Below are 20165 nucleotides of genomic sequence, written 5' to 3'. Positions count from 1 at the left end.
CAGTGGCGCGTGCACGCCTGGCCGCGGCGATGGGCAGCGCTCTACGGCGCTGCGCTTACGGGATCGAAGAAGAAATATCCATGTCGCGCTCCTGACCGGCGGGTGAAGGCAACTGCTGTGTGATCGTCCCAGGTGCGTCGAGCGCGGGGGAACGCGCCGGCCTGGCAGGCAGCATCGGGGGACGAATGCTGCGGGGCGGGGCGGTGACGCTGCCGCGCGGGTGCCAGGTGACGCGTCGTGCGCTGCGTGCGCGGCTATCGCGCGATCCGCAGCGTTGCTCGACGCCTTCGACTCTAGCCGATCGCCCCGGCGCAAGTAGTAGACAGTTGTGTTGCAGCGCAGGCGCCGGGATGCGTACCGCACCCCAGGTCGGAACTGCGCGTGGGCATGGCTGCACGTTCGTCTGCTCCGCCAGTGCGGCTCGGTCTCGCCAGCTCTCGTCGCTGCACCTGGAAACATGGCAGAACGATTCGCCGGCATCGAAGCGCGCGTCCGGGGCGGGTGAACTGGCAGTTCGGTGTGGATGCGAACCCGCCCGAACAGCACCTGGCCTGACGGCCTGCATCGGCCGCCGCACCCGCAGCGGCGGTCGCATTCCCCTGGCAGAATCGGCGTGCGCCACCGTCGGCGCTGCGCGGAGGGGACGCCGCATGTCTGCTGCCGAGCCGCCAACATCCGTGCCCGGACGCGCCAGCGAGGTGCTGGGCGTATTCCTGCGTTTGGGACTGACCAGTTTCGGCGGCCCGCTCGCGCACCTGGGCTACTTCCGCGAGGAATTCGTGCGCCGCCGCGGTTGGCTGGACGAGTCCGGCTTTGCGCAGGTGCTGTCGCTGTGCCAGGTGTTGCCCGGCCCGACCAGCAGCCAGCTCGGCGTCGCGATCGGCTGGCAGCGCGCCGGCTGGCGCGGGGCATTCGCGGCGTTCGTGGGCTTCACCCTGCCGTCGGCGCTGCTGATGTTCGCGTTGGCGCTGTGCGCGCCGCGATGGCTGCTGCATCCGTTCGGCGTTGAGCTGTTGCACGCGCTCAAGTTGGTCGCGGTGGTGGTCGTCGCGCATGGCGTGTACGCGATGGCGCGCACGTTGACGCCGGACCTGCTGCGGGCGCTGCTGGCGGTGGCGGCCATGGCCCTGGTGCTTGCGCTCGACCGCACCTGGGGCCAACCGCTGGCGATCGGGCTGGGGGCACTGGCCGGGATCGCCTGGTGTCGGCCAGCGCCGGTGCCGCTGGCGGCGGCCGCGCCGCGGCGCTGGCGCCGCAATGTGGGGCTGTGCTGTGCGCTGGCGTTCGGCGTGCTGCTGCTGGCGGCGCTGTGGGCCTCTTCACGCCACGCCGCGCTACCGGCGCCGGCGCCGCTCGCCGCGGCGTTCTACCGCGCCGGGGCGCTGGTGTTCGGGGGCGGCCACGTGGTGCTGCCGTTGCTGCAGCGCGAACTGGTCGCCAGCGGGTGGATGTCCGCGGACACCTTCCTCGCCGGCTACGGCGCGGCACAGGCGATGCCGGGTCCGATGTTCGCGCTGGCCGCCTACCTGGGGGCGAGCGCCGGCAGCGGCATCGCCCCGGGTGCGGCGGCGCTGCTGGCGCTGGCGGCGTTGTTCGCGCCGGGCCTGCTGGCCCTGGGCGCGGCGTTGCCGCTGTGGCAGGCGCTGGCCGGGCGCCGATCGGTGGCGCGGGCCCTGGCCGGCATCAACGCCGCGGTCGTCGGCGTGCTGGCCGCGGCGCTGTACGACCCGCTTTGGCGCGAGGGCATCCGCAGTCCGCCGGATCTGCTGGTGGCGGCGCTGGGCCTGCTCCTGATGGCGCGCCTGCAGCGCCCGGCGCTGTGGGTCGTGGCATGGTGTGTGGCGGCCACGCTCGGCCTCGGCGCATTCGGGCGCTAGGTGCCGCCGGCGATGGCCGCAGCCGGGCACCGCCTGCGTTGGTGTCGGCGGTAAGCGGGAACGCGATTTCTCTGGGGAGGGACCATGCGCACGCACGGAACGTTGATCAAGTGGAACGAGGAGCGCGGTTGCGGCTTCGTGCGCTCGGCGCATGGCGATGCCGAGATAGTCGTGCACATCGCCGCATTCCCGCGCGACGGCGTGCGTCCGCGGCTGGGCGAGTTGATTTCGTTCGACCTGGAACAGGATGCGGAAGGACGGCCGTGTGCGGTGCGGGTGATGCGTCCCGGACGCGCGCCCACCGCGCCGGCGCGCGGTGCCGCGGCTGACCTGCCGCGTCGCAGCGTGTTGCGCAATGTGCTCGCGGTACTGCTGGTGATCGGCATCGGCGCCTGTGCATATGTTTTGATCGCACCCCGCTTCGCGGCCACGCCCGCGCCCGACACGGGCGTCGCACCAGCCATAGCCTCTGCGCCCGGCACGCCTGCAGCAGCATCCTCCGTGCAGCATTTCCAGTGCGACGGACGCACCCACTGCGCGCAGATGACTTCGTGCGAGGAGGCGACCTATTTCCTGCGCAATTGCCCAGGCGTACAGATGGACGGCAACCACGACGGCGTGCCTTGCGAACGGCAGTGGTGTCATTAACACAACAGGCGCGGCATGCGCTGGGGGGCGCGTGTGCCGGATAAAACGTGCATTGCCGAGCGGTGGCGTTGACGCGCATGCTTGCGCGCCCACACACTCGCCGCGGCGCCTGCGCCACGACTAGGAAGATGGGATGAGTTACGACCTGGCGGTATTCGACATGGATGCGGCACCGCGCGAGCGCGCGCCGTTCCTGGCCTGGTACGACACCCAGACCGAATGGAACGAGGAGCACGCCTACGACGATCCGGCAGTGAGCTCGGCGCCGCTGCGCGCATGGTTCCTGGACATCATCGCGGCGTTTCCGCCGATGAACGGCCCGCTGGCCGCGGACGACAACGACGGGGAGCCTGGGCGCGTCACCGACTACAGCGTCGGCCGCTCGCTCATCTACGCGGCATTCGCCTGGCCGCAGGCGCAGGACGCGCACGCCACCGTGTTCGGCCTGGCCGCCAAGCACGGCGTGGGCTTCTTCGACGCCAGTTCCGAGCTGGGCGAAGTCTGGTGGCCCGATGGCCAGGGCGCGCTCACGCTCGCCCATGCGGACTAGCTACTTCGAGCGATCGTTCAACACCGCGACATAGGCGCCGTTCTTCCCGATTGACGCGTCGTGGGCGGCGTTGTGCCCGCCGTGTTTTGCCGGTTAAGGCCGCGCATCCAGCGCGGCATCTGTACGGATCACCGCGCCGCCGGGGGTTTCGGAGAGCCGCTTCGTACGCGGCGTCACTGCTCCGGCACCGGCTGGCTCGGCAGCGGATCCTCGGGCTGCGCTCGGGTGAACGGCGCCAATCGCAGCTTGACCCGGTGCTCGACCCCGGCCGGGCACTGTCCCGGCGCCGGACCGCGGAAATAGCTGCGCTGCCAGCCTTCGCGCTTGGCCTGCGGATCGTCTCGCGCCAAGTCGTGCAGGAACTCGCCGCGGCTGCGCATCCAGGCCTGGTAGTCGCGCTCCAGTTCCGGGCTCTGCGACAGCGGTTGCCAGCGCGGCTCGGTCTCGGCCAGCACCCGGCGCTGCACCGGGAAGAAGTGGCAGAACGGTTCGCCGGCGTCGAAGAGTATGCGTCCGGGGCGGGTGAACTGCCAGTTCATGGTGAAGGTGTAGGGACTCCAGTCGGTCTCGATCAAGCCAGTCAGCCCGGCGATGCCGTCCTTGGGGCGGTTGACCGGCGCGGTCACGTACAGGTCCATGCCCGGTTCGGTGCGGAACAGGCAGGGCACGTGGAAGGTGAGCACGCCGTAGCCGAAATGGCTGACCGCCGGCGCGTGGCTGCCGGCATCGGGGTGGATGCGGATGGCGTCGAGCGCGTTGCCGCCGCTCCATTCGGCCTCGAACCCGCTCTGGCACAACAGCTCCCAGCCGTGCGCGTTGGCGATGTCCAGCGGCAGGCAGCGATAGGCGTAGCGCTGGTCGGTGCGGTCCATCCACGGCCGCTCGCGCGGCGCCGGGCGCACGTCCAGGGTGTGGCCGTCGAGAACGTGGGCGGTGAGTTTCATGGCGGCGGGCTTGGCTGAGGACGTGCGCCGAGTGTGACGCGTCGGCGCGCGCCTGGCGACCGTGCGCGCTGACGCAGTGCGCGTGCGCGATCGGCCACGGCCGCATGCACCGCAGCGATCGTGCGTAGTCGATGGCCCGAAGCAGGCGAGCGCGATACCGGCGCGCGTACCGGTGCTCAGTCCGCCTCGAACTCCAGCAGCGCAACGCCATCGCCGACCAGCTCGCCTTCGCGCACGCGGTAGCCCTGCACCACGCCGTCGGCGGGGGCCTGCAGGGTGTGCTCCATCTTCATCGCCTCCAGCACCAGCAACGGGGCGCCGCGCGCCACGCGGGTGCCGGGTGCGACCAGCAGCGCGACGACGCGACCAGGCATCGGCGCGGTCAGCCCGCCGGCATCGGCGATCGGCTGGTCGGCCTCGGCGACCGGGTCGTGCAGATCGAATAGGTGCGTCTGCCCAGCGACGAACAGATGCAGGCGACTGCCGGCGAACACCGCGTCCGCCCGCACGCGCTGCACATCCAACTGCGCCTGCAGACGCTGCGCCTGCAGGTTGCCGCTGGCGAAGAGCACGGCATCGGTGGCGCTGTCGTGGATGCGCCAGCCCGCGTCGGTCGCCACCGCGCGCAGCGTGCGGCGCGTTTCGCCCTGCTGCAGGATCAGATGGCGCGGGGCGGGTTCGCCCAGGCGCCAGCCGTCGCGCAGATCCCAGGGCGAATGCGGGTCGCCCGGTTGCGCGGCGTCGGCGCGGTCGTGCAGCAGCCAGGCCAGCGCGGCCAGCGTCCAGGTCGGCTCGGCGGTGACGGACGCGACTTCGAACAGTGCCGCATGTTCGCGTTCGATCAGCGCGGTATCCAGATCGGCCTGGGCGAACGCGGCGGTGCCGACCAGGCGTTGCAGGAACGCGGCATTGGTGGCCACGCCGACCACCTGGCATGCCGCCAGCGCCGCCTGCATGCGCCGCAACGCGCGTTCGCGGGTGTCGTCCCAGACGATCAGCTTGGCGATCATCGGGTCGTAGTGCGGGCCGATGACGTCGCCCTGTTCGACGCCGGCATCGACGCGGGTGTGCGCGTCCGCCGCCGGCAGGCGCAGATGCTGCAGCGTGCCGGTCGAAGGCAGGAAGCCGCGCGCCGGATCCTCGGCGTACAGTCGCGCCTCCAGCGCATGGCCGCGGATCGCCAGTTCGTGCTGGCGCTTGGGCAACGGCTGGCTGGCGGCCACGCGCAGCTGCCACTCGACCAGATCGGTGCCGGTGATGCACTCGGTGACCGGATGTTCCACCTGCAGCCGGGTGTTCATTTCCATGAAATAGAACGCGCCGTCGGGCGCGACGATGAACTCCACCGTGCCGGCGCCGACATAGCCCACCGCACGCGCCGCTTCCACCGCGGCCTGGCCCATCGCGGCGCGGCGTTCCTCGCGCATGCCGGGCGCCGGCGCTTCCTCCAGCACCTTCTGATGGCGGCGCTGCACCGAGCAATCGCGTTCGAACAGGTAGGCCAGTTCGCCATGCGTATCGCCGAACACCTGGATCTCGATATGCCGCGGGCGCAGCACGTATTTCTCCACCAGCACGTGCGCGTTGCCGAACGCGGCCTGCGCTTCGCGCTGGCAGGCGGCCAGGGCGGCGACGAAGTCCTCGCTGCGATCGACCCGGCGCATGCCCTTGCCGCCGCCACCGGCGCTGGCCTTGATCAGCACCGGATAACCGATGGCGTCGGCCTGTTCGCGCAGGAACTCCGGTTCCTGGCGTTCGCCGTGGTAGCCCGGGGTCAGCGGCACGCCGGCGGCGTGCATCAGTGCCTTGGCCGCGCTCTTGTCGCCCATGGCGCGGATCGCGGCCGGCGGCGGGCCGATGAACACGATCCCGCGCGCGGCGCAGGCGTCGGCGAAGTCGGCGTTCTCGGACAGGAAGCCGTAGCCGGGATGGATCGCCTGGGCGCCGCTGGCCTGGGCGGCGTCGAGGATGCGTTCGCCGCGCAGGTAGCTGTCGCGTGCGGGGGCGGGGCCGATATGGATCGCTTCATCGGCCAGGCGCACGTGGCGGGCGTCGCGGTCGGCATCGGAGTAGACGGCGACGGTCGCGATGCCGAGTCTGCGGCAGGTGGCGATCACGCGGCAGGCGATCTCGCCGCGATTGGCGATCAGGATCTTGTCGAACATCGGCAGGTCGGGCGTGGCCATGGTCAGTTGCCTGGAAAGAGAGTGTCGTATGTCGCTTGCGCAGTTGCAGTTGCAGTTGCAGTTGCAGTTGCAGTTGCTTTGGCTGTTGCTTGTGCTTTTGACTTTTCGGGTTCCCTTCCGCAGCGGCGGCCATGGCGGGGAAAAACCCCGAAGGGGCGGCGCACATGGATGTGCGCCGTTCGCGGCAGGGGCAGGATGCCCCTTCCGCGAATCCCCGTCATGGACGCGGACCCGGAGCGCGCAGCGCGGAGGGCGCTCGGCAGGGCGCGCTTTCTTTTGGTTACTTTTCTTTGCGCGAGCAAAGAAAAGTGACTCGCCGCAAGGCGAAAGCTTTTGCTATTGCTTGAGATATGCGTGCCGGACGAGCAGAACCGTAGGAGCGGCGTCAGCCGCGACCGACGTGATCGATGATGCCTGTCGCGGCTGAAGCCGCTGCTACGAAGAGCTTTGAAGCAAGAGCCACAGCAAGAGCAACAGCTTCCGCTGGCGCGGGTCACTTTTCTTTGCTTGTGCAAAGAAAAGTAACCAAAAGAAAGCACACCCCGCAGCGCGCCCTCCGCGCTGCGCGCTCCGGGTCCGCAGACCCAACGGGCATTTTTCGATGGCACTTGTCCGCTACGCGGCCAAGTCCGGGGCAGGCGCCTCACGGCGCCTGCCCGTTCGCCGGGGCGAAGCAGTGCTTCGCCTTTATCCGGCTCACCCATGTGCCAACGAAAAACGGCGCACATCCTGTGCGCCGCCCTTCGGGTATTCGCCCGTTGGGTCTGCCGCGCTGAGGGGACCCCGTAGATCAAAAGCGAAGCAACGGCAGAAGCAATGGCAACAGCAGAAGCGACAGCAACAGCAACAGCAACAGCAAAGCTATTGGCCACGGTTGGTGGGCCGGCCAATGACCGTTGCGTGTGCACAGCAGGGCGCTCGCGCCCGCTCACATCCGGAACACCCCGAACCGGGTCGGTTCCGCCGGCGCGTTCAGCGCCGCCGACAACCCCAGCCCCAGCACCCGTCGCGTCTGCGCCGGATCGATGATCCCGTCGTCCCACAGCCGCGCACTCGCGTAGTACGGATGGCCCTGATGCTCGAACTGCTCGCGGATCGGCGTCTTGAACGCGACTTCGTCCTCGGCCGACCAGGTGCCGCCCTTGGCCTCGATGCCGTCGCGGCGCACCGTCGCCAGCACGCTCGCCGCCTGCTCCCCGCCCATGACACCGATCCGCGCGTTCGGCCACATCCACAGGAAGTTCGGCGAATACGCGCGGCCGCACATGCCGTAGTTGCCGGCGCCGAACGAACCACCGATCACCACCGTGAACTTGGGCACCTTCGCGCAGGCCACCGCCATCACCAGCTTGGCCCCGTCCTTGGCGATGCCGCCGTGCTCGTACTTGCGCCCGACCATGAAGCCGGTGATGTTCTGCAGGAACACCAGCGGGATGCCGCGCTGCGCGCACAGCTCGATGAAATGCGCGCCCTTCAGCGCCGACTCGGAGAACAGGATGCCGTTGTTGGCGACGATGCCCACCGGATAGCCGTGGATGTGCGCGAAGCCAGTGACCAACGTGGTGCCGTAGCGCGCCTTGAACTCGTCCAGGCGCGAGCCGTCCACCACCCGCGCGATCACCTCGCGTACGTCGAACGGCTTGCGTGGGTCGGCCGGGATCACCCCGTACAGTTCCTCGGCCGGATACAGCGGCGGCTCCGGCGCGCGCAGCGCCAAGGCCGGCGCGGGCTTGCGCCAGTTGAGCTGGGCCACGATCGCGCGCACCCGCGCCAGCGCCTGCAGATCGTTGTCGGCGAAATGGTCGGCCACGCCGGAGATGCGCGTGTGCACGTCGGCGCCGCCGAGCTCTTCGGCGCTGACTTCCTCGCCGGTGGCGGCCTTCACCAGCGGCGGGCCGCCGAGGAAGATGGTGCCCTGCTCGCGCACGATCACCGTCTCGTCGCTCATCGCCGGCACATAGGCGCCGCCGGCGGTGCACGAACCCATCACGCAGGCGATCTGGGCGATGCCCTGCGCCGACAGGTTGGCCTGGTTGTAGAAGATCCGCCCGAAATGGTCGCGGTCCGGGAACACCTCGTCCTGCAGCGGCAGGAACGCGCCGCCGGAATCGACCAGATAGATGCACGGCAAGCGGTTCTGCTGCGCGATCTCCTGCGCGCGCAGGTGCTTCTTCACCGTCATCGGGTAATAGGTGCCGCCCTTGACCGTAGCGTCGTTGGCGACGATCACGCACTCCACGCCGGACACGCGGCCGATGCCGGCGACCACGCCGGCGCACGGCACCTCGTCGGCGTACATGCCCAGCGCGGCGAGCGGGGCGATTTCCAGGAAGGCGCTGCCCGGGTCGAGCAGCGCGTCGATGCGCTCGCGCGCCAGCAGCTTGCCGCGCGCCTGGTGCTTGGCGCGCGCCGCGGCGCTGCCGCCCTGGGCGATGCGCGCCTGGGTCTGCTGCAGGTCGTCGACCACCGCGCGCAGCGCCGCGGCGTTGGCGGCGAAGGCGTCGCTGCCGGGTTGCAACTGGGTCTGGATCGCGCTCATGGCAGGACCATCGAAAGGAGAAAAAGAGAGACCGTGTAGGAGCGGCTTCAGCCGCGACGCTCTACCGGGAACGTGTCGCGGCTAAAGCCGCTCCTACACATCAAGCGCACAGCATCACTTGGTCCGCTCGAACAGCTCGCGGCCGATCAGCATGCGGCGGATTTCCGAGGTGCCGGCGCCGATCTCGTACAGCTTGGCGTCGCGCCACAGGCGCCCGGTCGGATAGTCGTTGATGTAGCCGTTGCCGCCGAGCACCTGGATCGCCTGGCCGGTGAGCCAGGTCGCCTTCTCGGCCGCGTACAAAATCGCGCCGGCGGCGTCCTGGCGGGTGGTGCGGCCGGCGTCGCAGGCGCGCGCCACCGCGTACACGTAGGCGCGGCAGGCGTTGAGGCCCACGTACATGTCGGCCAGCTTGCCCTGCATCAACTGGAAGCTGCCGATCGCCTCGCCGAACTGGCGGCGCTCGTGCACGTACGGCATCACCACGTCCATCGCCGCGGCCATCAGCCCCAGCGGGCCGCCGGACAGCACCAGCCGCTCGTAGTCCAGGCCCGACATCAGCACGCGCACGCCGCCGCCGACGCTGCCCAGCACGTTCTCCGCCGGCACCTCGCAATCCTGGAACACCAGCTCGCAGGTGTTGGAGCCGCGCATGCCGAGCTTGTCCAGCTTCTGCGCGGTGCTGAAGCCGGGCATGCCCTTCTCGACCAGGAACGCGGTGATGCCGCGCGCGCCGCCGGCCGGGTCGGTCTTGGCGTAGACCACCAGCACGTCGGCATCGGGACCATTGGTGATCCACATCTTGTTGCCGTTGAGCACGTAGCGGTCGCCGCGCAGCTCGGCGCGCAGCTTCATCGAGACCACGTCCGAACCGGCACCCGGCTCGCTCATCGCCAGCGCGCCGACGTGCTCGCCGCTGCACAGCCGCGGCAGGTAGCGCATCTTTTGCGCTTCGCTGCCGTTCTTGCGCAACTGGTTCACGCACAGGTTCGAATGCGCGCCGTAGGACAGGCCGATCGCGCCCGAGGCGCGCGAGATCTCCTCCATCGCCACCACGTGCGCCAGGTAGCCCATCGCGCTGCCGCCGTATTCCTCTTCCACGGTCAGCCCGAGCAGGCCCTGCTCGCCGAGCTTGCGCCACAGGGGCGCCGGGAACGCGTTGTCGCGGTCGGCCTGCTCGGCCAGCGGCGCGATCTCGCGCGCGGCGAAGGCGGCCACGGTGTCGCGCAGCAGGTCGATGTCCTCGCCCAGTTCGAAATTCAACGACGGCATCAGCATGGCGGGCTCCGGAGGCAGGCGGGCGGCAGACGGGGCGCCTAGAATCCAGGCGGCGCCGGGGAATGGACGCCAGCGTAGCCGGGAACGGCGAAGAAGTGAACAATAATTCATTAATTGAACCTAGAATCACCCCATGGCCTACAAACGCTCCGCGCTGATGGAAGAACGCCTCGCCGGCAACCGCCAGCGGATCTTGCTGGCGGCGCGGCGGTTGGTCGCCGCCGGCGGCTTCCGCGGCGCGCCGGTGACCGCGGTGGCGGCCGAGGCGGGGGTGTCCACCGGGCTGATCTACCGCCACTTTCCGTCCAAGGCCGAACTGTTCGTGGAAGTGCTGACCGCGGCGGTGGATTACGAACTGGCGATCCTGCGCGGCATCGCCGCCGAACCGGCGCCGGCGGCGCATCGCCTGCGCGCGGCGATCGCCTCGTTCGTGCGCCGCGCGCTGGCCGGGCCGGGGCTGGCCTACGCCTTCATTGCCGAGCCGGTGGAGCCGGAGGTGGATGCCGAGCGCATCCGCTGCCGGCGCCTGTTCGGCGATCTGTTCAAGGGCATCCTCGCCGACGGCGTGGCCGCGGGCGAATTCCCCGCGCAGGACCTGGACGCGGCCGCGGCCTGCCTGGTCGGCGCCTACACCGAAGCCCTGGTCGGCCCGACCGCACCCAGCCGCGACGGCCCGCGCGACAGCGATCGCCTGGTCGAGGCGGTGTGCGGTTTCTGCCTGCGCGCGGTCGGCGCCGCGCAGGCGGAGTAGCGGCGTTTGCCGCGCCACATCGTCATCAGGACAGCCGAAATGCCGGTGCCCATGCCCCGGCGCGCGGCAAAACTGCTGCGATGCAGCACGCATCGTCTGCGATTCGCCGCATCGGCGGGCTGCCGTGCGCGGCAAACGCTGGCTATACTCGGCCGCGTAGCGGTGGTCCGGTCACCACGTGCCAAAGGGGTGTGATGTGCGGAATTACGACCTCGAATTTCTCAAGCGGTTCTCGATGGTGATCGGCCTGTTGGTCGTCATCACCCTCGGGCTGATCGCGTTCGCGGCTTACCTGCAGCGGGCGATCCCGCCGGAGGTGTCGCCGGTGGCGCTCAAGCGCACCGAGGAACGCATCGCCCCGGCGGGCGCGGTGTATGCCGGCAGCACCGGCGCGGCGGCGCAGGCCGCCGCGCAGGCGGCGGCACTGGCCAAGGCCTCGGCGCAGGTCGCCTACGGCGGCACCACCGACGGCAAGGTGATCTTCAACAACCTGTGCACGGCCTGCCATACCACCGGCGTCGGCAAGGCGCCGACCCTGGACCATTCGCACTGGGATGCGCGCATCGCGCAAGGCAAGGACACGCTGTACAAGCACGCGATCGAGGGCTATACCGGCCCCGATGGCGGAATCATGCCGCCCAAGGGCGGCAACCCGGCGCTCAGCGAAGCGCAGATCCACGCCACGGTCGATTGGATGCTGTCCAACCTGAAGTAACCTGGCCATCCTGTGGGTTTTTCCAGCGCCGCCTCCGGGCGGCGCGTTCGTATTCGCGACCGGCTGCGTGCCGGCGCGCTGAGGAGAGTGATCGCATGCGCCTGTTGCCCCCGATATTGGCGTTGCTGCTGGTTGCCGGCGCACCCGCCGCGCAGGCGTTGACGCCGCCGCAGATGGTGCCGATCGGGCAGCTGCGGCCGGCCGACAGCGCGCAGGGCGTGGTGTTCGAAGGCGTGGTCACCGCGCGCGTGCAGGCCGGCGGCGACGGTTATCTGGTGCAGGACGCCGGCGACGGCGATCCGCTCACCGCCGACGCGCTGCTGGTGCAAGGCGATCCCGACGCCACGCTGGTACCGGGCGACCGGGTGCGGGTCTGGGGCGAGCTGGCGCCGCGGCGCGCGCCGAGCCCGGCGTCCGCGGGCACGCCGTTCGCCGGGCGCAGCGTGCGCGCCGCCGGGCATACCGTGCTGGCGCGCGCGCAGCCGCTGCCGCTGCAGGTGCTCGACGCCGTACCGGCCGATTGGTCGGCGCTGGCGGGCATGCGCGTGCGCATCGATGCGCCGCTGACCGTGGTCGATACCGATGCGCTGGCCAAGGCCGGCGTACTCGGCGTCGCCTTCGGCGGGCGCCTGTGGCAGCCCTCCGAGATCGCCGCGCCGGGCAGCGCCGAGTTGGCCGCGGCGAATGCCGACAATGCGCGGCGCCTGCTGCTGCTGGGCGACGCCGGCGCGCACGCGCCCGACAGCCTGCCCGCCTATCTGGGCACCGGCGAAACCGCCGCGACGCTGCGCGCCGGCACCACGCTGCAGGGGATGGAAGGCATCGTCGGCGGCGTGGTCGATGGGGCGGCGCGGCTGTATCCGACCGCGCCGTTGCAGCTGACCGCGGCGCCGGTGCCGGCGCCGCCGCAGGTCGCCGGCACGCTGCGCGTGGCCGCGTTCAACCTGGAGAACTTCTTCAACGGCGACGGCCGCGGCGGCGGTTTCCCGACCCTGCGCGGCGCGCGCACCGCAGCCGAATTCCGGGCGCAGCTGGCCAAGCTGGTCGCCACCATCCGTCCGTTGCAGGCCGATGTCGCCGCGCTGATGGAACTGGAGAACGACGGGTATGGGCCGACCTCGGCGATCGCCACGTTGGTAACCGCACTCAATGCCGGCGACGGCGGCGACTGGCGCTTCGTCGATGCCGGGCGCGGGCCGGGCGACAACCCGATCCGGGTCGGCCTGATCTACCGCGCCTCGCGGGTCAGCCCGGTCGGCAAGCCGGCGGTGCTGGAAGGCGGCCCGTTCGCCGCGCACAGCCGGGTACCGCTGGCGCAGGCGTTCCGGCGCGGCAACGGGCAGCCGTTCGTGGTCGTCGCCAACCACTTCAAGTCCAAGGGCTGCGGCGAGGCGGCTGCCGACGATGCCGACCGCGGCGATGGCCAGGGCTGCTGGAACGCCACCCGCACCGACTCCGCGCGGCGCCTGGATGCGTGGCTGCGCACCGATCCCACCGGCAGCGGCAGCAGCGCCAGCGTGCTGCTGGGCGACTTCAACGCCTACGCGATGGAAGACCCGCTGCGCCTGCTGCGCGACGCCGGCTGGCGCGATGCGTTGGCGCAAGCGCATGTCGAGCAGCCTTACAGCTTCATCTACAAGGGCTTGAGCGGCCGCCTGGACCATGCCCTGCTGAGCCCGGCGCTGGCACCGCGGCTGCGCGGCGCCGCCGAATGGCACATCAATGCCGACGCGCCCGACGCCGACGGCTATCGCGACCGCAACGTGCCGGGTCCCGTGCGCAGTTCCGATCACGATCCCTTGCTGCTCGGCTTCGAGCTTTGAGGGCCGGGATTGGGGATTGGGGATGGCGGGATTCGTTAAAGCGCACGGCTGCGACTTTCGCTGAGCGCAGCGGCGTTTAGTTCGGCTCTCACAATCGCGGTTGGCGCCTCCGGGTGGGGGGGCTTGATGCGTGGAGAGACGCAGTCTCCCAACTCGCGACTCCCTGCTTTACCAATCCCAAATCCCGAATTCCCAATCCCGGCTACCGATGCCCATGGCGCCGCCAGTTCCATAGGTGCGCGCTCGCCAGCAGCAGGCTGCCGGCCACGGTGACCGGGGTTTCGGCCTGCGCGCCGGGGAATCCGATCGCGCCGGCCAGCAGGCCGCACAGGCCCAGTACGGCCGTCGTCCACAGCGGCCACGGCAGCGGCCGCTGCCGCTGCGCACGCCATAGCGCCAGCCCGGCCAGGGGCAGCGCGAGCGCCACGAACAGCCCATGCACCCATTCGGCCTGCGCCCATACCCCGAACAGCGGCAGGGCGGCGGCCAGCAACGGCAGCGCCAGGCAATGCAGCAGGCACAGCCCGGACAGGAAGACGGCGGAGGCATCGAAGAACGGCTGGGGCAGGGATTTCATGGGCGCGATTCCGGTGTTGAAGTGTTATACAGTAACATTTCTTCCGCCACGTCATGCCGCCATGCCAATGCCCGCCGTGCTCGACCGCCGCCTCCCCGTCACCGTCCTGTCCGGCTTCCTCGGCGCCGGCAAGACCACCTTGCTCAACCGCGTGCTGCGCAACCGCGACGGCCGCCGCGTGGCGGTGATCGTCAACGACATGAGCGAAATCAACATCGATGCGGCGCTGATCCGCGACGGCGGTGCCGCGCTCAGCCGTACCGAGGAGACCCTGGTCGAGTTCAGCAACGGCTGCATCTGCTGCACGTTGCGCGAGGACCTGCGCCAGGAAGTGCAGCGCCTGGCCGACAGCGGCCGCTACGATTACCTGTTGATCGAATCCACCGGCATCTCCGAGCCGATGCCGGTCGCGGCCACGTTCGCGGTGCGCGACGAGCACGGCCGCAGCCTGGCCGACGTGGCGCGGCTGGACACCATGCTCACCGTGGTCGATGCGGTGAGCTTCCTGCGTGATTTCGGCTCGGCCGAACGCCTGGCCGCGCGTGGCCTGCAGGCTGGCGACGACGACGAGCGCGGCTTGGTCAACCTGCTGGTGGAGCAGATCGAATTCGCCGACGTGATCGTGATCGGCAAATGCGACCTGGCCACCGCGGCCACGGTGGCGCGGACCCGCGCGGTGCTGCGCGCGCTCAATCGCGACGCGCGCATCGTCGAAGCCAGCCACGGCGACGTGCCGCTGGACGTGGTGCTGGACACCGGCCGGTTCGATTTCGTGCGCGCGCAGCTGGCACCGGGCTGGATGCAGGCGCTGCGCGGCGAACACGCGCCGGAGACCGAGCAGTTCGGCATCGGCAGTTTCGTCTACCGCGCACGGCGTCCGTTCCATCCATTGCGCTTCGCGCGGCTGGCACAGCACGGCCTGCGCGACGTGGTCCGCAGCAAGGGTTTCTTCTGGCTGGCCAGCCGCATGGACTGGGTCGGCGAACTGTCGATCGCCGGCGCGGCCACCCAGACCCAGGCCGCCGGCTTCTGGTACGCCGCGCGCGAACGCGTCGAGCGGGGCCTGTTGGATACGCCGCTGCCGCTGCCGCCACGACCGCTGCCGTATAGCGAACTGGGCTGGCAGCGGCAGCACAGCGCGTGCTGGAGCGCGCCGCCGCCGCGCGCCGAGGAGGTGGGCGATGCGCGCGAATACGCGGCGCTACGCGCGCTGTGGCATCCGCTGTGGGGCGACCGCCGCCAGGAGCTGGCGGTGATCGGCGTCGATCTGGACGCCGCGCGGGTGCGCGCCGAACTCGATGCCTGCCTGCTCGACGACGCCGAGCTGGGGCGCGGGCCGCTGGCCTGGCGGGCGCTGGCCGATCCATTCCCGGCGTGGCGGCGCTGAGGCTCGCTCTGCACGTGAGGCCTTCGCGCTTCGTTCGTCGCGGCTGAAGCCGCTCCTACAGGAGTCCAGGCGCCGGATGGGCGCACTGTAGGAGCGGCTTCAGCCGCGACAGATCCTGTCGCAGCACACCGCTACCCGCGCGCCCCAGCCGCGATCAGCACGATCGCCAACAGCGCCGCCACCAGGCCCGCGCGATTCCAGGCGCTGGTCTTCTCGCCGAAGGCCAGCACGCCGAGCAGCGCGCCCAGCACGATCACGCCCAGGTTCATCGCCGCGAACACCACCGCCGGGCTGTCCGGCAGCGCCTGGTGCGCGCGCACGTAGAACGCGATGTTGCCGAAGTTGAGCGTGCCCAGCAGCAAGCCGGCGCCCACGTTGCGCCAGGCCAGCGGCGCGCTGCCGCGCAGGTGCCGCCACAGCTGCATGCCGAGCAGCAGCACGAAGGCGATCGCGAAGGCCACCAGCAGCGAGGCGGCGAACGGCGTGCCGGCCTGGGCGATGCGTTTGAGCAGCACGTCGATCACGGCGAAGCCGGCCCACACCAGCAGCAGCCATGGCGCGGCGCGCGCGGCGCCGGCCGGTGTCGGTCCGGGCCGGTGCACGATGCCGGCGATGGCCAGCAGGCCCAGCGCCAGCCCGGCCAGCTTGTAGCCGTTGGCGCGCTCGCCGAACAGCGCGAACGCGGCCGCCAGCGACAGCAGCAGCGACAAGCGCTGCGCCGCGTCGGTGCGCACGATGCCGGCCAGCGCCACCGCGCGGCCCAGCACCAGGAACAGCGCCGGCAGCAGCAGCGCCAGGCCCAGCAGCGCCGCCCACGGCGCCTGCGCGCTGCGCAGCGTGGCCAGGGGCGGGTGCAGCAACGCCGCGCACAGCAGCGCCGCCGCCAGATAGTTCCAGGTCACCGCCTGGGCCAGGTCGATCCGCCGCCGCGGCGCCAACTTCAGCAGCGCCGAGACCAGCACGCTGCACATCACACTCAGAAGAACGAACGCCACGCGCAGGGGATCCGGTCGGGGAAGAGAACGCTGCGTGCGCGCGGCCTGCATGTGGCCTGCACCCAGCCCCGCTATTATGAGCGCATGACCTCTCCCGCTTTCCCCACAGAATCCGGCGCGTTGACGCTGGACGGCCCCGCCGGCCCGATCGAGGCCGCGGTCGATCTGCCCGATGCCGAGGTGACCGCGTTGCCGGTCACCGCGATCGTCTGCCACCCGCTGTCCACCGAGGGCGGCACCATGCACAACAAAGTGGTGACGATGGTCGCGCGCGCGCTGCGCGAACTCGGCGTGCACGTGGTGCGCTTCAACTTCCGCAGCGTCGGCGCCTCGGCCGGCAGTTTCGACCATGGCGACGGCGAACAACAGGATCTGGCCGCGGTGGCCGCCTGGGTGCGCGCGCAGCGCCCGCACGATGCGCTGTGGCTGGCCGGCTTCAGCTTCGGCGCCTACGTGTCGCTGCGCGCCAGCGCCGCGCTGCAGCCGCAGGCGCTGGTGTCGATCGCGCCGCCCGCCGGGCGCTGGGACTTCGCCGGCGTGGAACCGCCGCCGCAGTGGCTGGTGATCCAGGGCGACGCCGACGAGATCGTCGATCCGCAGGCCGTCTACGACTGGCTGGAAACGCTGGAGCAGCAGCCCGAGCTGGTGCGCATGCCCGACACCAGCCATTTCTTCCACCGCAAGCTGATCGACCTGCGCGGCGCCTTGCAGCACGGGGTCAAGGCATGGCTGCCGGCGAAGCAGGCGTGAGCGCGGTACATGGTCGGGCGGCCGCATGGCCGCCGGCAGGGCGCCGCCCGGGCATGCGCCGATGAGCGCCGCCGCCACGCCCTCGCAACGCTACGCCGACGGCGTGGCGCGCGGCGACTGGCGCGACGACCCGGCGCAGCACGCCGCGCTGGCCGAACTGGACCGCATCCACGCCGAGATCGTGGACAGCGACCAGGACGGCTGGCTGGACCGCCTGGCCGCGTTCTGGAAGAAGCCCGAGCCGGTGCGCGGCCTGTATTTCTGGGGCGGCGTGGGCCGCGGCAAGACCTTCCTGGTCGACCTGTTCTACGACGGCCTGCCGATCGAGCAGAAGTACCGCACCCACTTCCACCGTTTCATGCGCGGCGTGCACGAGCGCTTGCGCGAGCACGCCGGGCAGAGCGACCCGCTGGCCAAGATCGCGCAGGAATGGCGCAGTCAACTGCGCGTGCTGGTGCTGGACGAATTCTTCGTCACCGACATCGGCGACGCGATGCTGCTGGCACGGCTGCTGGAGCGCCTGTTCGCCGAGGGCGTGACCCTGGTCACCACCTCCAACACCGCGCCGCAGAACCTGTATCTCAACGGCCTGCAGCGCGAGAGCTTCCTGCCGGCGATCGCGCTGCTGCAGAAATACTGCGTGGAGCTGTACGCCGAAGGCACCGAGGATTACCGCATGCGTGCGCTGACCCGCTCGCCGGTGTACCGCGCGCCGCTGGACGCGCAGTCCGACGCGTGGCTGCACGGGCGCTGGGGCGAACTCAGCGGCAACGACGCCGCACGCAGCGGCAACATCGTCATCGAGGCGCGCAAGATCCCGGTGCGCGGCCGCGGCAAGAGCATCGCCTGGTTCGATTTCGCCGCGCTGTGCGAAGGCCCGCGCGGGCCGTCCGACTACATCGAGATCGCGCGCGAGTTCAACACCGTGCTGCTCGGCGGCATCCCGCACTTCGACCGCAGGAACGAAGACGCGGCGCGGCGGTTCGTCAATCTGATCGACGAGCTGTACGACCGCCAGGTCAACCTGGTCTGCACCGCGCAGGACCCGCCGCCGCAGCTGTACAGCGGCGAACGCCTGGCCGGCGCCTTCGAGCGCACCGCCTCGCGCCTGATCGAGATGCAGAGCGCCGAGTATCTGGCGACCGCGCACCGCGCGTAGGGCCGGGTGGGGTTATCGCCTTGGCGAGAGGGCGGCATGCCGCTTCTCGCCAGGCCTCTTTCTGGATACCGGCTTCCTGTGGACTTGGTCCTGGGCTGCGACGCTGTGGCGAAACGGGGCGTTGCCGCTTGCGTTCGTCGCGGCTGAAGCCGCTCCTACAGTGCACCCAGTCAGTCAGCCGCGGCTTCTGTAGGAGCGGCTTCAGCCGCGACCAACGAAGCAATGCAGCCGGCAGACATCGCATTCCGGTCCGGGCCGACGACCGCGTGCGAAACGGCGCACGCGCCGACTGGCGCGAGCTATAAAAAGTGCTTGCAATTAAATAGCGCGCTATGTAAATTGCGCTCATGCCGAAGAAACGCACCCCTGCCGAGATCCCCAGCCGCGAGGCGGCGCTGCAGTTGGATCAGCAGCTGTGCTTCGCGCTGTACTCGGCCAACCTGGCGATGCACAAGCTCTACCGCGGCCTGCTGAAGACGCTGGACCTGACCTATCCGCAGTACCTGGTGATGCTGGTGCTGTGGGAAGAGGACGCACGCACGGTCGGGGCGATCGGCGAGCGGTTGTTCCTGGATTCGGCCACGCTGACGCCGCTGTTGAAGCGGCTGCAGGCCAGCGGCCTGGTCACGCGCGAACGCTCGGCCGACGACGAACGCCAGGTCGTGGTGCGGTTGACCGCGGCCGGCCGCGCGTTGCGCAACAAGGCCAGCGCGGTGCCCGAGCAGGTGTTCTGCGCGGCGGCGTGCTCGCTGCAGGACCTGCGCCAGCTCAAACAGCAACTGGAAACCTTGCGCGGCAACCTGGGCGGCGGCTGATGCTATCGCCACGAGATCGACTTGGCGCCATGACGTTCCATTAATTAAGTAGTGTGCTATTAAATAGCTGTCAATCAACCGGCGCGACGCGCCTCACCTGGAGTAACCACCATGGCCTCACCCGAAAAGATCCTCTACACCGCCCACGCCACCGCGACCGGCGGCCGCGAAGGCCGCGCCGTGTCCTCCGACAAGGCGCTGGACGTGAAGCTGTCGACCCCGCGCGAACTGGGCGGCGCTGGCGGCGACGGCACCAATCCGGAGCAGCTGTTCGCGGCCGGCTATTCGGCCTGCTTCATCGGCGCGATGAAGGCGGTAGCGGCGCAGGACAAGCTGAAGCTGCCGGGCGAAGTCAGCATCGAAGGCAGTGTCGGCATCGGCCAGATCCCGGGCGGTTTCGGCATCGCGGTGGAACTGCGCATCGCGGTGCCGGGCATGCCGCGCGAGGAGTTGCAGGCGCTGGTCGACAAGGCGCACCAGGTCTGCCCGTACTCCAACGCGACCCGCGGCAACATCGACGTGAATCTGGTCGTTCTCGACTGATCGATGCGATTCGTCCAAAAACCCCGCCGCGCGATCTGCGCGGCGGGGTTTTTTTGCTGTCTGCACTACGGAAATTGCCCGAGCCAGCTTGGCGTACGCGCTGCGGTGCCTTCGACGGCAAGGGTGGCAGTTGTCGGCCCGGAACGAGATGTCCTCAAGCGCCGATCCGTGAGCGATTTGAACAACAGGCTTCCGTACTGCGCGAGCGCGTGGTTTGGCGATGGCGGCAGCATCGATTCGATGCAAACGCAGCGTTTCCATGGCTGTTCCGCCGACCATGGCCGCCGGCTCCGCTGTTGTTGCTGTTGCTGTTGCTTTGGCTTTTGACTTGCCGGGTTCCCTTCCGCAGCGGCGGCCATGGCGGGGAAAAACCCGAAGGGCGGCGCACATGGATGTGCGCCGTTCGCGGTAGGGGCAGGATGCCCCTTCCGCGAATCCCCGTCATGGACGCGGACCCGGAGCGCGCAGCGCGGAGGGCGCAAGGCAGGGCGCGCTTTCTTTTGGTTACTTTTCTTTGCGCGAGCAAAGAAAAGTGACTCGCCGCAAGGCGAAAGCTTTGGCTGTTGCTTGAGACACGCGTGCCGAATGAGCAGAACCGTGGAGCGGCTTCAGCCGCGACCAACGTAAT

Annotated in this window: 16 protein-coding genes and 2 pseudogenes; 11 read left to right on the top strand and 7 right to left on the bottom strand. The window is 70.0% G+C overall.

The features are described 5' to 3' along the window. The first annotated feature begins 650 nt into the window (after positions 1-650). From chrA to AB3X08_RS21350, 3 genes are all read left to right on the top strand, one after another. A complete protein-coding gene (gene chrA / locus AB3X08_RS21360; RefSeq protein WP_369935005.1) occupies positions 651-1877 on the top strand; it encodes a chromate efflux transporter in 1227 nt (408 codons plus the stop codon). A gap of 84 nt (positions 1878-1961) precedes the next feature. Further along, complete coding sequence (locus tag AB3X08_RS21355) at positions 1962-2525, top strand: excalibur calcium-binding domain-containing protein (protein ID WP_369935004.1); 564 nt, start codon at positions 1962-1964, stop codon at positions 2523-2525. Between the two features lie 133 nt (positions 2526-2658). Beyond that, positions 2659-3075, top strand: a complete 417-nt coding sequence (locus tag AB3X08_RS21350) for a hypothetical protein (protein WP_369935003.1) — start codon at positions 2659-2661, stop codon at positions 3073-3075. A gap of 173 nt (positions 3076-3248) precedes the next feature. On the opposite strand, the gene AB3X08_RS21345 is transcribed toward AB3X08_RS21350, so the two are convergent. The 5 genes and pseudogenes from AB3X08_RS21345 to AB3X08_RS21330 form a co-directional block, all read right to left on the bottom strand. After that, positions 3249-4019 carry a DUF6065 family protein gene (locus tag AB3X08_RS21345; protein WP_369935002.1) on the bottom strand — a complete coding sequence of 257 codons (771 nt, stop codon included), beginning with the start codon at positions 4017-4019 and terminating at the stop codon, positions 3249-3251. A 176-nt stretch (positions 4020-4195) separates the two neighbouring features. Then, positions 4196-4462, bottom strand: a pseudogene (locus tag AB3X08_RS22575) (acetyl-CoA carboxylase biotin carboxyl carrier protein subunit); the annotation flags it as partial. Continuing rightward, positions 4460-6184: pseudogene (locus AB3X08_RS21340) on the bottom strand (acetyl-CoA carboxylase biotin carboxylase subunit); the annotation flags it as partial. The pseudogenes AB3X08_RS22575 and AB3X08_RS21340, both read right to left, overlap by 3 nt. A 949-nt stretch (positions 6185-7133) precedes the next feature. After that, positions 7134-8744 carry a carboxyl transferase domain-containing protein gene (locus tag AB3X08_RS21335; RefSeq protein WP_369935000.1) on the bottom strand — a complete coding sequence of 537 codons (1611 nt, stop codon included), beginning with the start codon at positions 8742-8744 and terminating at the stop codon, positions 7134-7136. Positions 8745-8858: 114 nt separating this feature from the next. After that, on the bottom strand, positions 8859-10022 hold the full coding sequence (locus AB3X08_RS21330) for an isovaleryl-CoA dehydrogenase (RefSeq protein WP_369934999.1): 1164 nt from the start codon (positions 10020-10022) through the stop codon (positions 8859-8861). A gap of 133 nt (positions 10023-10155) precedes the next feature. Here AB3X08_RS21330 and AB3X08_RS21325 point away from each other — a divergent pair, with 133 nt between their 5' ends. The 3 genes from AB3X08_RS21325 (at position 10156) to AB3X08_RS21315 (ending at position 13311) form a co-directional block, all read left to right on the top strand. Continuing rightward, the gene (locus tag AB3X08_RS21325) at positions 10156-10773 is read left to right on the top strand and encodes a TetR/AcrR family transcriptional regulator (protein WP_369934998.1); all 618 of its coding nucleotides are present in this window, start codon (positions 10156-10158) and stop codon (positions 10771-10773) included. 196 nt (positions 10774-10969) lie between these two features. Beyond that, complete coding sequence (locus AB3X08_RS21320; protein WP_369934997.1) at positions 10970-11488, top strand: c-type cytochrome; 519 nt, start codon at positions 10970-10972, stop codon at positions 11486-11488. 95 nt (positions 11489-11583) lie between these two features. Then, on the top strand, positions 11584-13311 hold the full coding sequence (locus AB3X08_RS21315) for an ExeM/NucH family extracellular endonuclease (protein ID WP_369934996.1): 1728 nt from the start codon (positions 11584-11586) through the stop codon (positions 13309-13311). Positions 13312-13513: 202 nt separating this feature from the next. Here the strand turns inward: AB3X08_RS21315 and AB3X08_RS21310 are convergent, their stop codons facing one another. Beyond that, positions 13514-13888, bottom strand: a complete 375-nt coding sequence (locus tag AB3X08_RS21310) for a MerC family mercury resistance protein (RefSeq protein WP_369934995.1) — start codon at positions 13886-13888, stop codon at positions 13514-13516. Positions 13889-13949: 61 nt separating this feature from the next. On the opposite strand from AB3X08_RS21310, the gene AB3X08_RS21305 reads away from it, so the two are divergent. Further along, the gene (locus tag AB3X08_RS21305) at positions 13950-15275 is read left to right on the top strand and encodes a GTP-binding protein (RefSeq protein WP_369934994.1); all 1326 of its coding nucleotides are present in this window, start codon (positions 13950-13952) and stop codon (positions 15273-15275) included. 131 nt (positions 15276-15406) lie between these two features. On the opposite strand, the gene AB3X08_RS21300 is transcribed toward AB3X08_RS21305, so the two are convergent. Then, positions 15407-16270 (bottom strand): EamA/RhaT family transporter, encoded by an 864-nt coding sequence (locus AB3X08_RS21300; protein ID WP_369934993.1) that lies wholly within the window; start codon positions 16268-16270, stop codon positions 15407-15409. An 84-nt stretch (positions 16271-16354) separates the two neighbouring features. Between AB3X08_RS21300 and AB3X08_RS21295 the strand changes: the two genes are divergently transcribed. The 4 genes from AB3X08_RS21295 (at position 16355) to AB3X08_RS21280 (ending at position 19537) form a co-directional block, all read left to right on the top strand. Beyond that, positions 16355-17020 (top strand): alpha/beta hydrolase, encoded by a 666-nt coding sequence (locus AB3X08_RS21295; protein ID WP_369934992.1) that lies wholly within the window; start codon positions 16355-16357, stop codon positions 17018-17020. A 61-nt stretch (positions 17021-17081) separates the two neighbouring features. Next, on the top strand, positions 17082-18179 hold the full coding sequence (gene zapE / locus AB3X08_RS21290; protein WP_369934991.1) for a cell division protein ZapE: 1098 nt from the start codon (positions 17082-17084) through the stop codon (positions 18177-18179). Between the two features lie 347 nt (positions 18180-18526). Then, complete coding sequence (locus AB3X08_RS21285) at positions 18527-18994, top strand: MarR family winged helix-turn-helix transcriptional regulator (protein ID WP_369934990.1); 468 nt, start codon at positions 18527-18529, stop codon at positions 18992-18994. A gap of 111 nt (positions 18995-19105) precedes the next feature. After that, positions 19106-19537 carry an organic hydroperoxide resistance protein gene (locus tag AB3X08_RS21280; RefSeq protein ID WP_263396723.1) on the top strand — a complete coding sequence of 144 codons (432 nt, stop codon included), beginning with the start codon at positions 19106-19108 and terminating at the stop codon, positions 19535-19537. Positions 19538-20165 lie beyond the last annotated feature (628 nt).

The sequence above is a fragment of the Xanthomonas sp. DAR 34887 genome (assembly GCF_041245805.1).
GTDB classification, from domain to species: Bacteria; Pseudomonadota; Gammaproteobacteria; order Xanthomonadales; family Xanthomonadaceae; genus Xanthomonas_A; species Xanthomonas_A tesorieronis.
The sequence above is the reverse complement of the archived record's forward strand: the minus strand, read 5'-3'. Positions and strand labels throughout refer to the sequence as shown.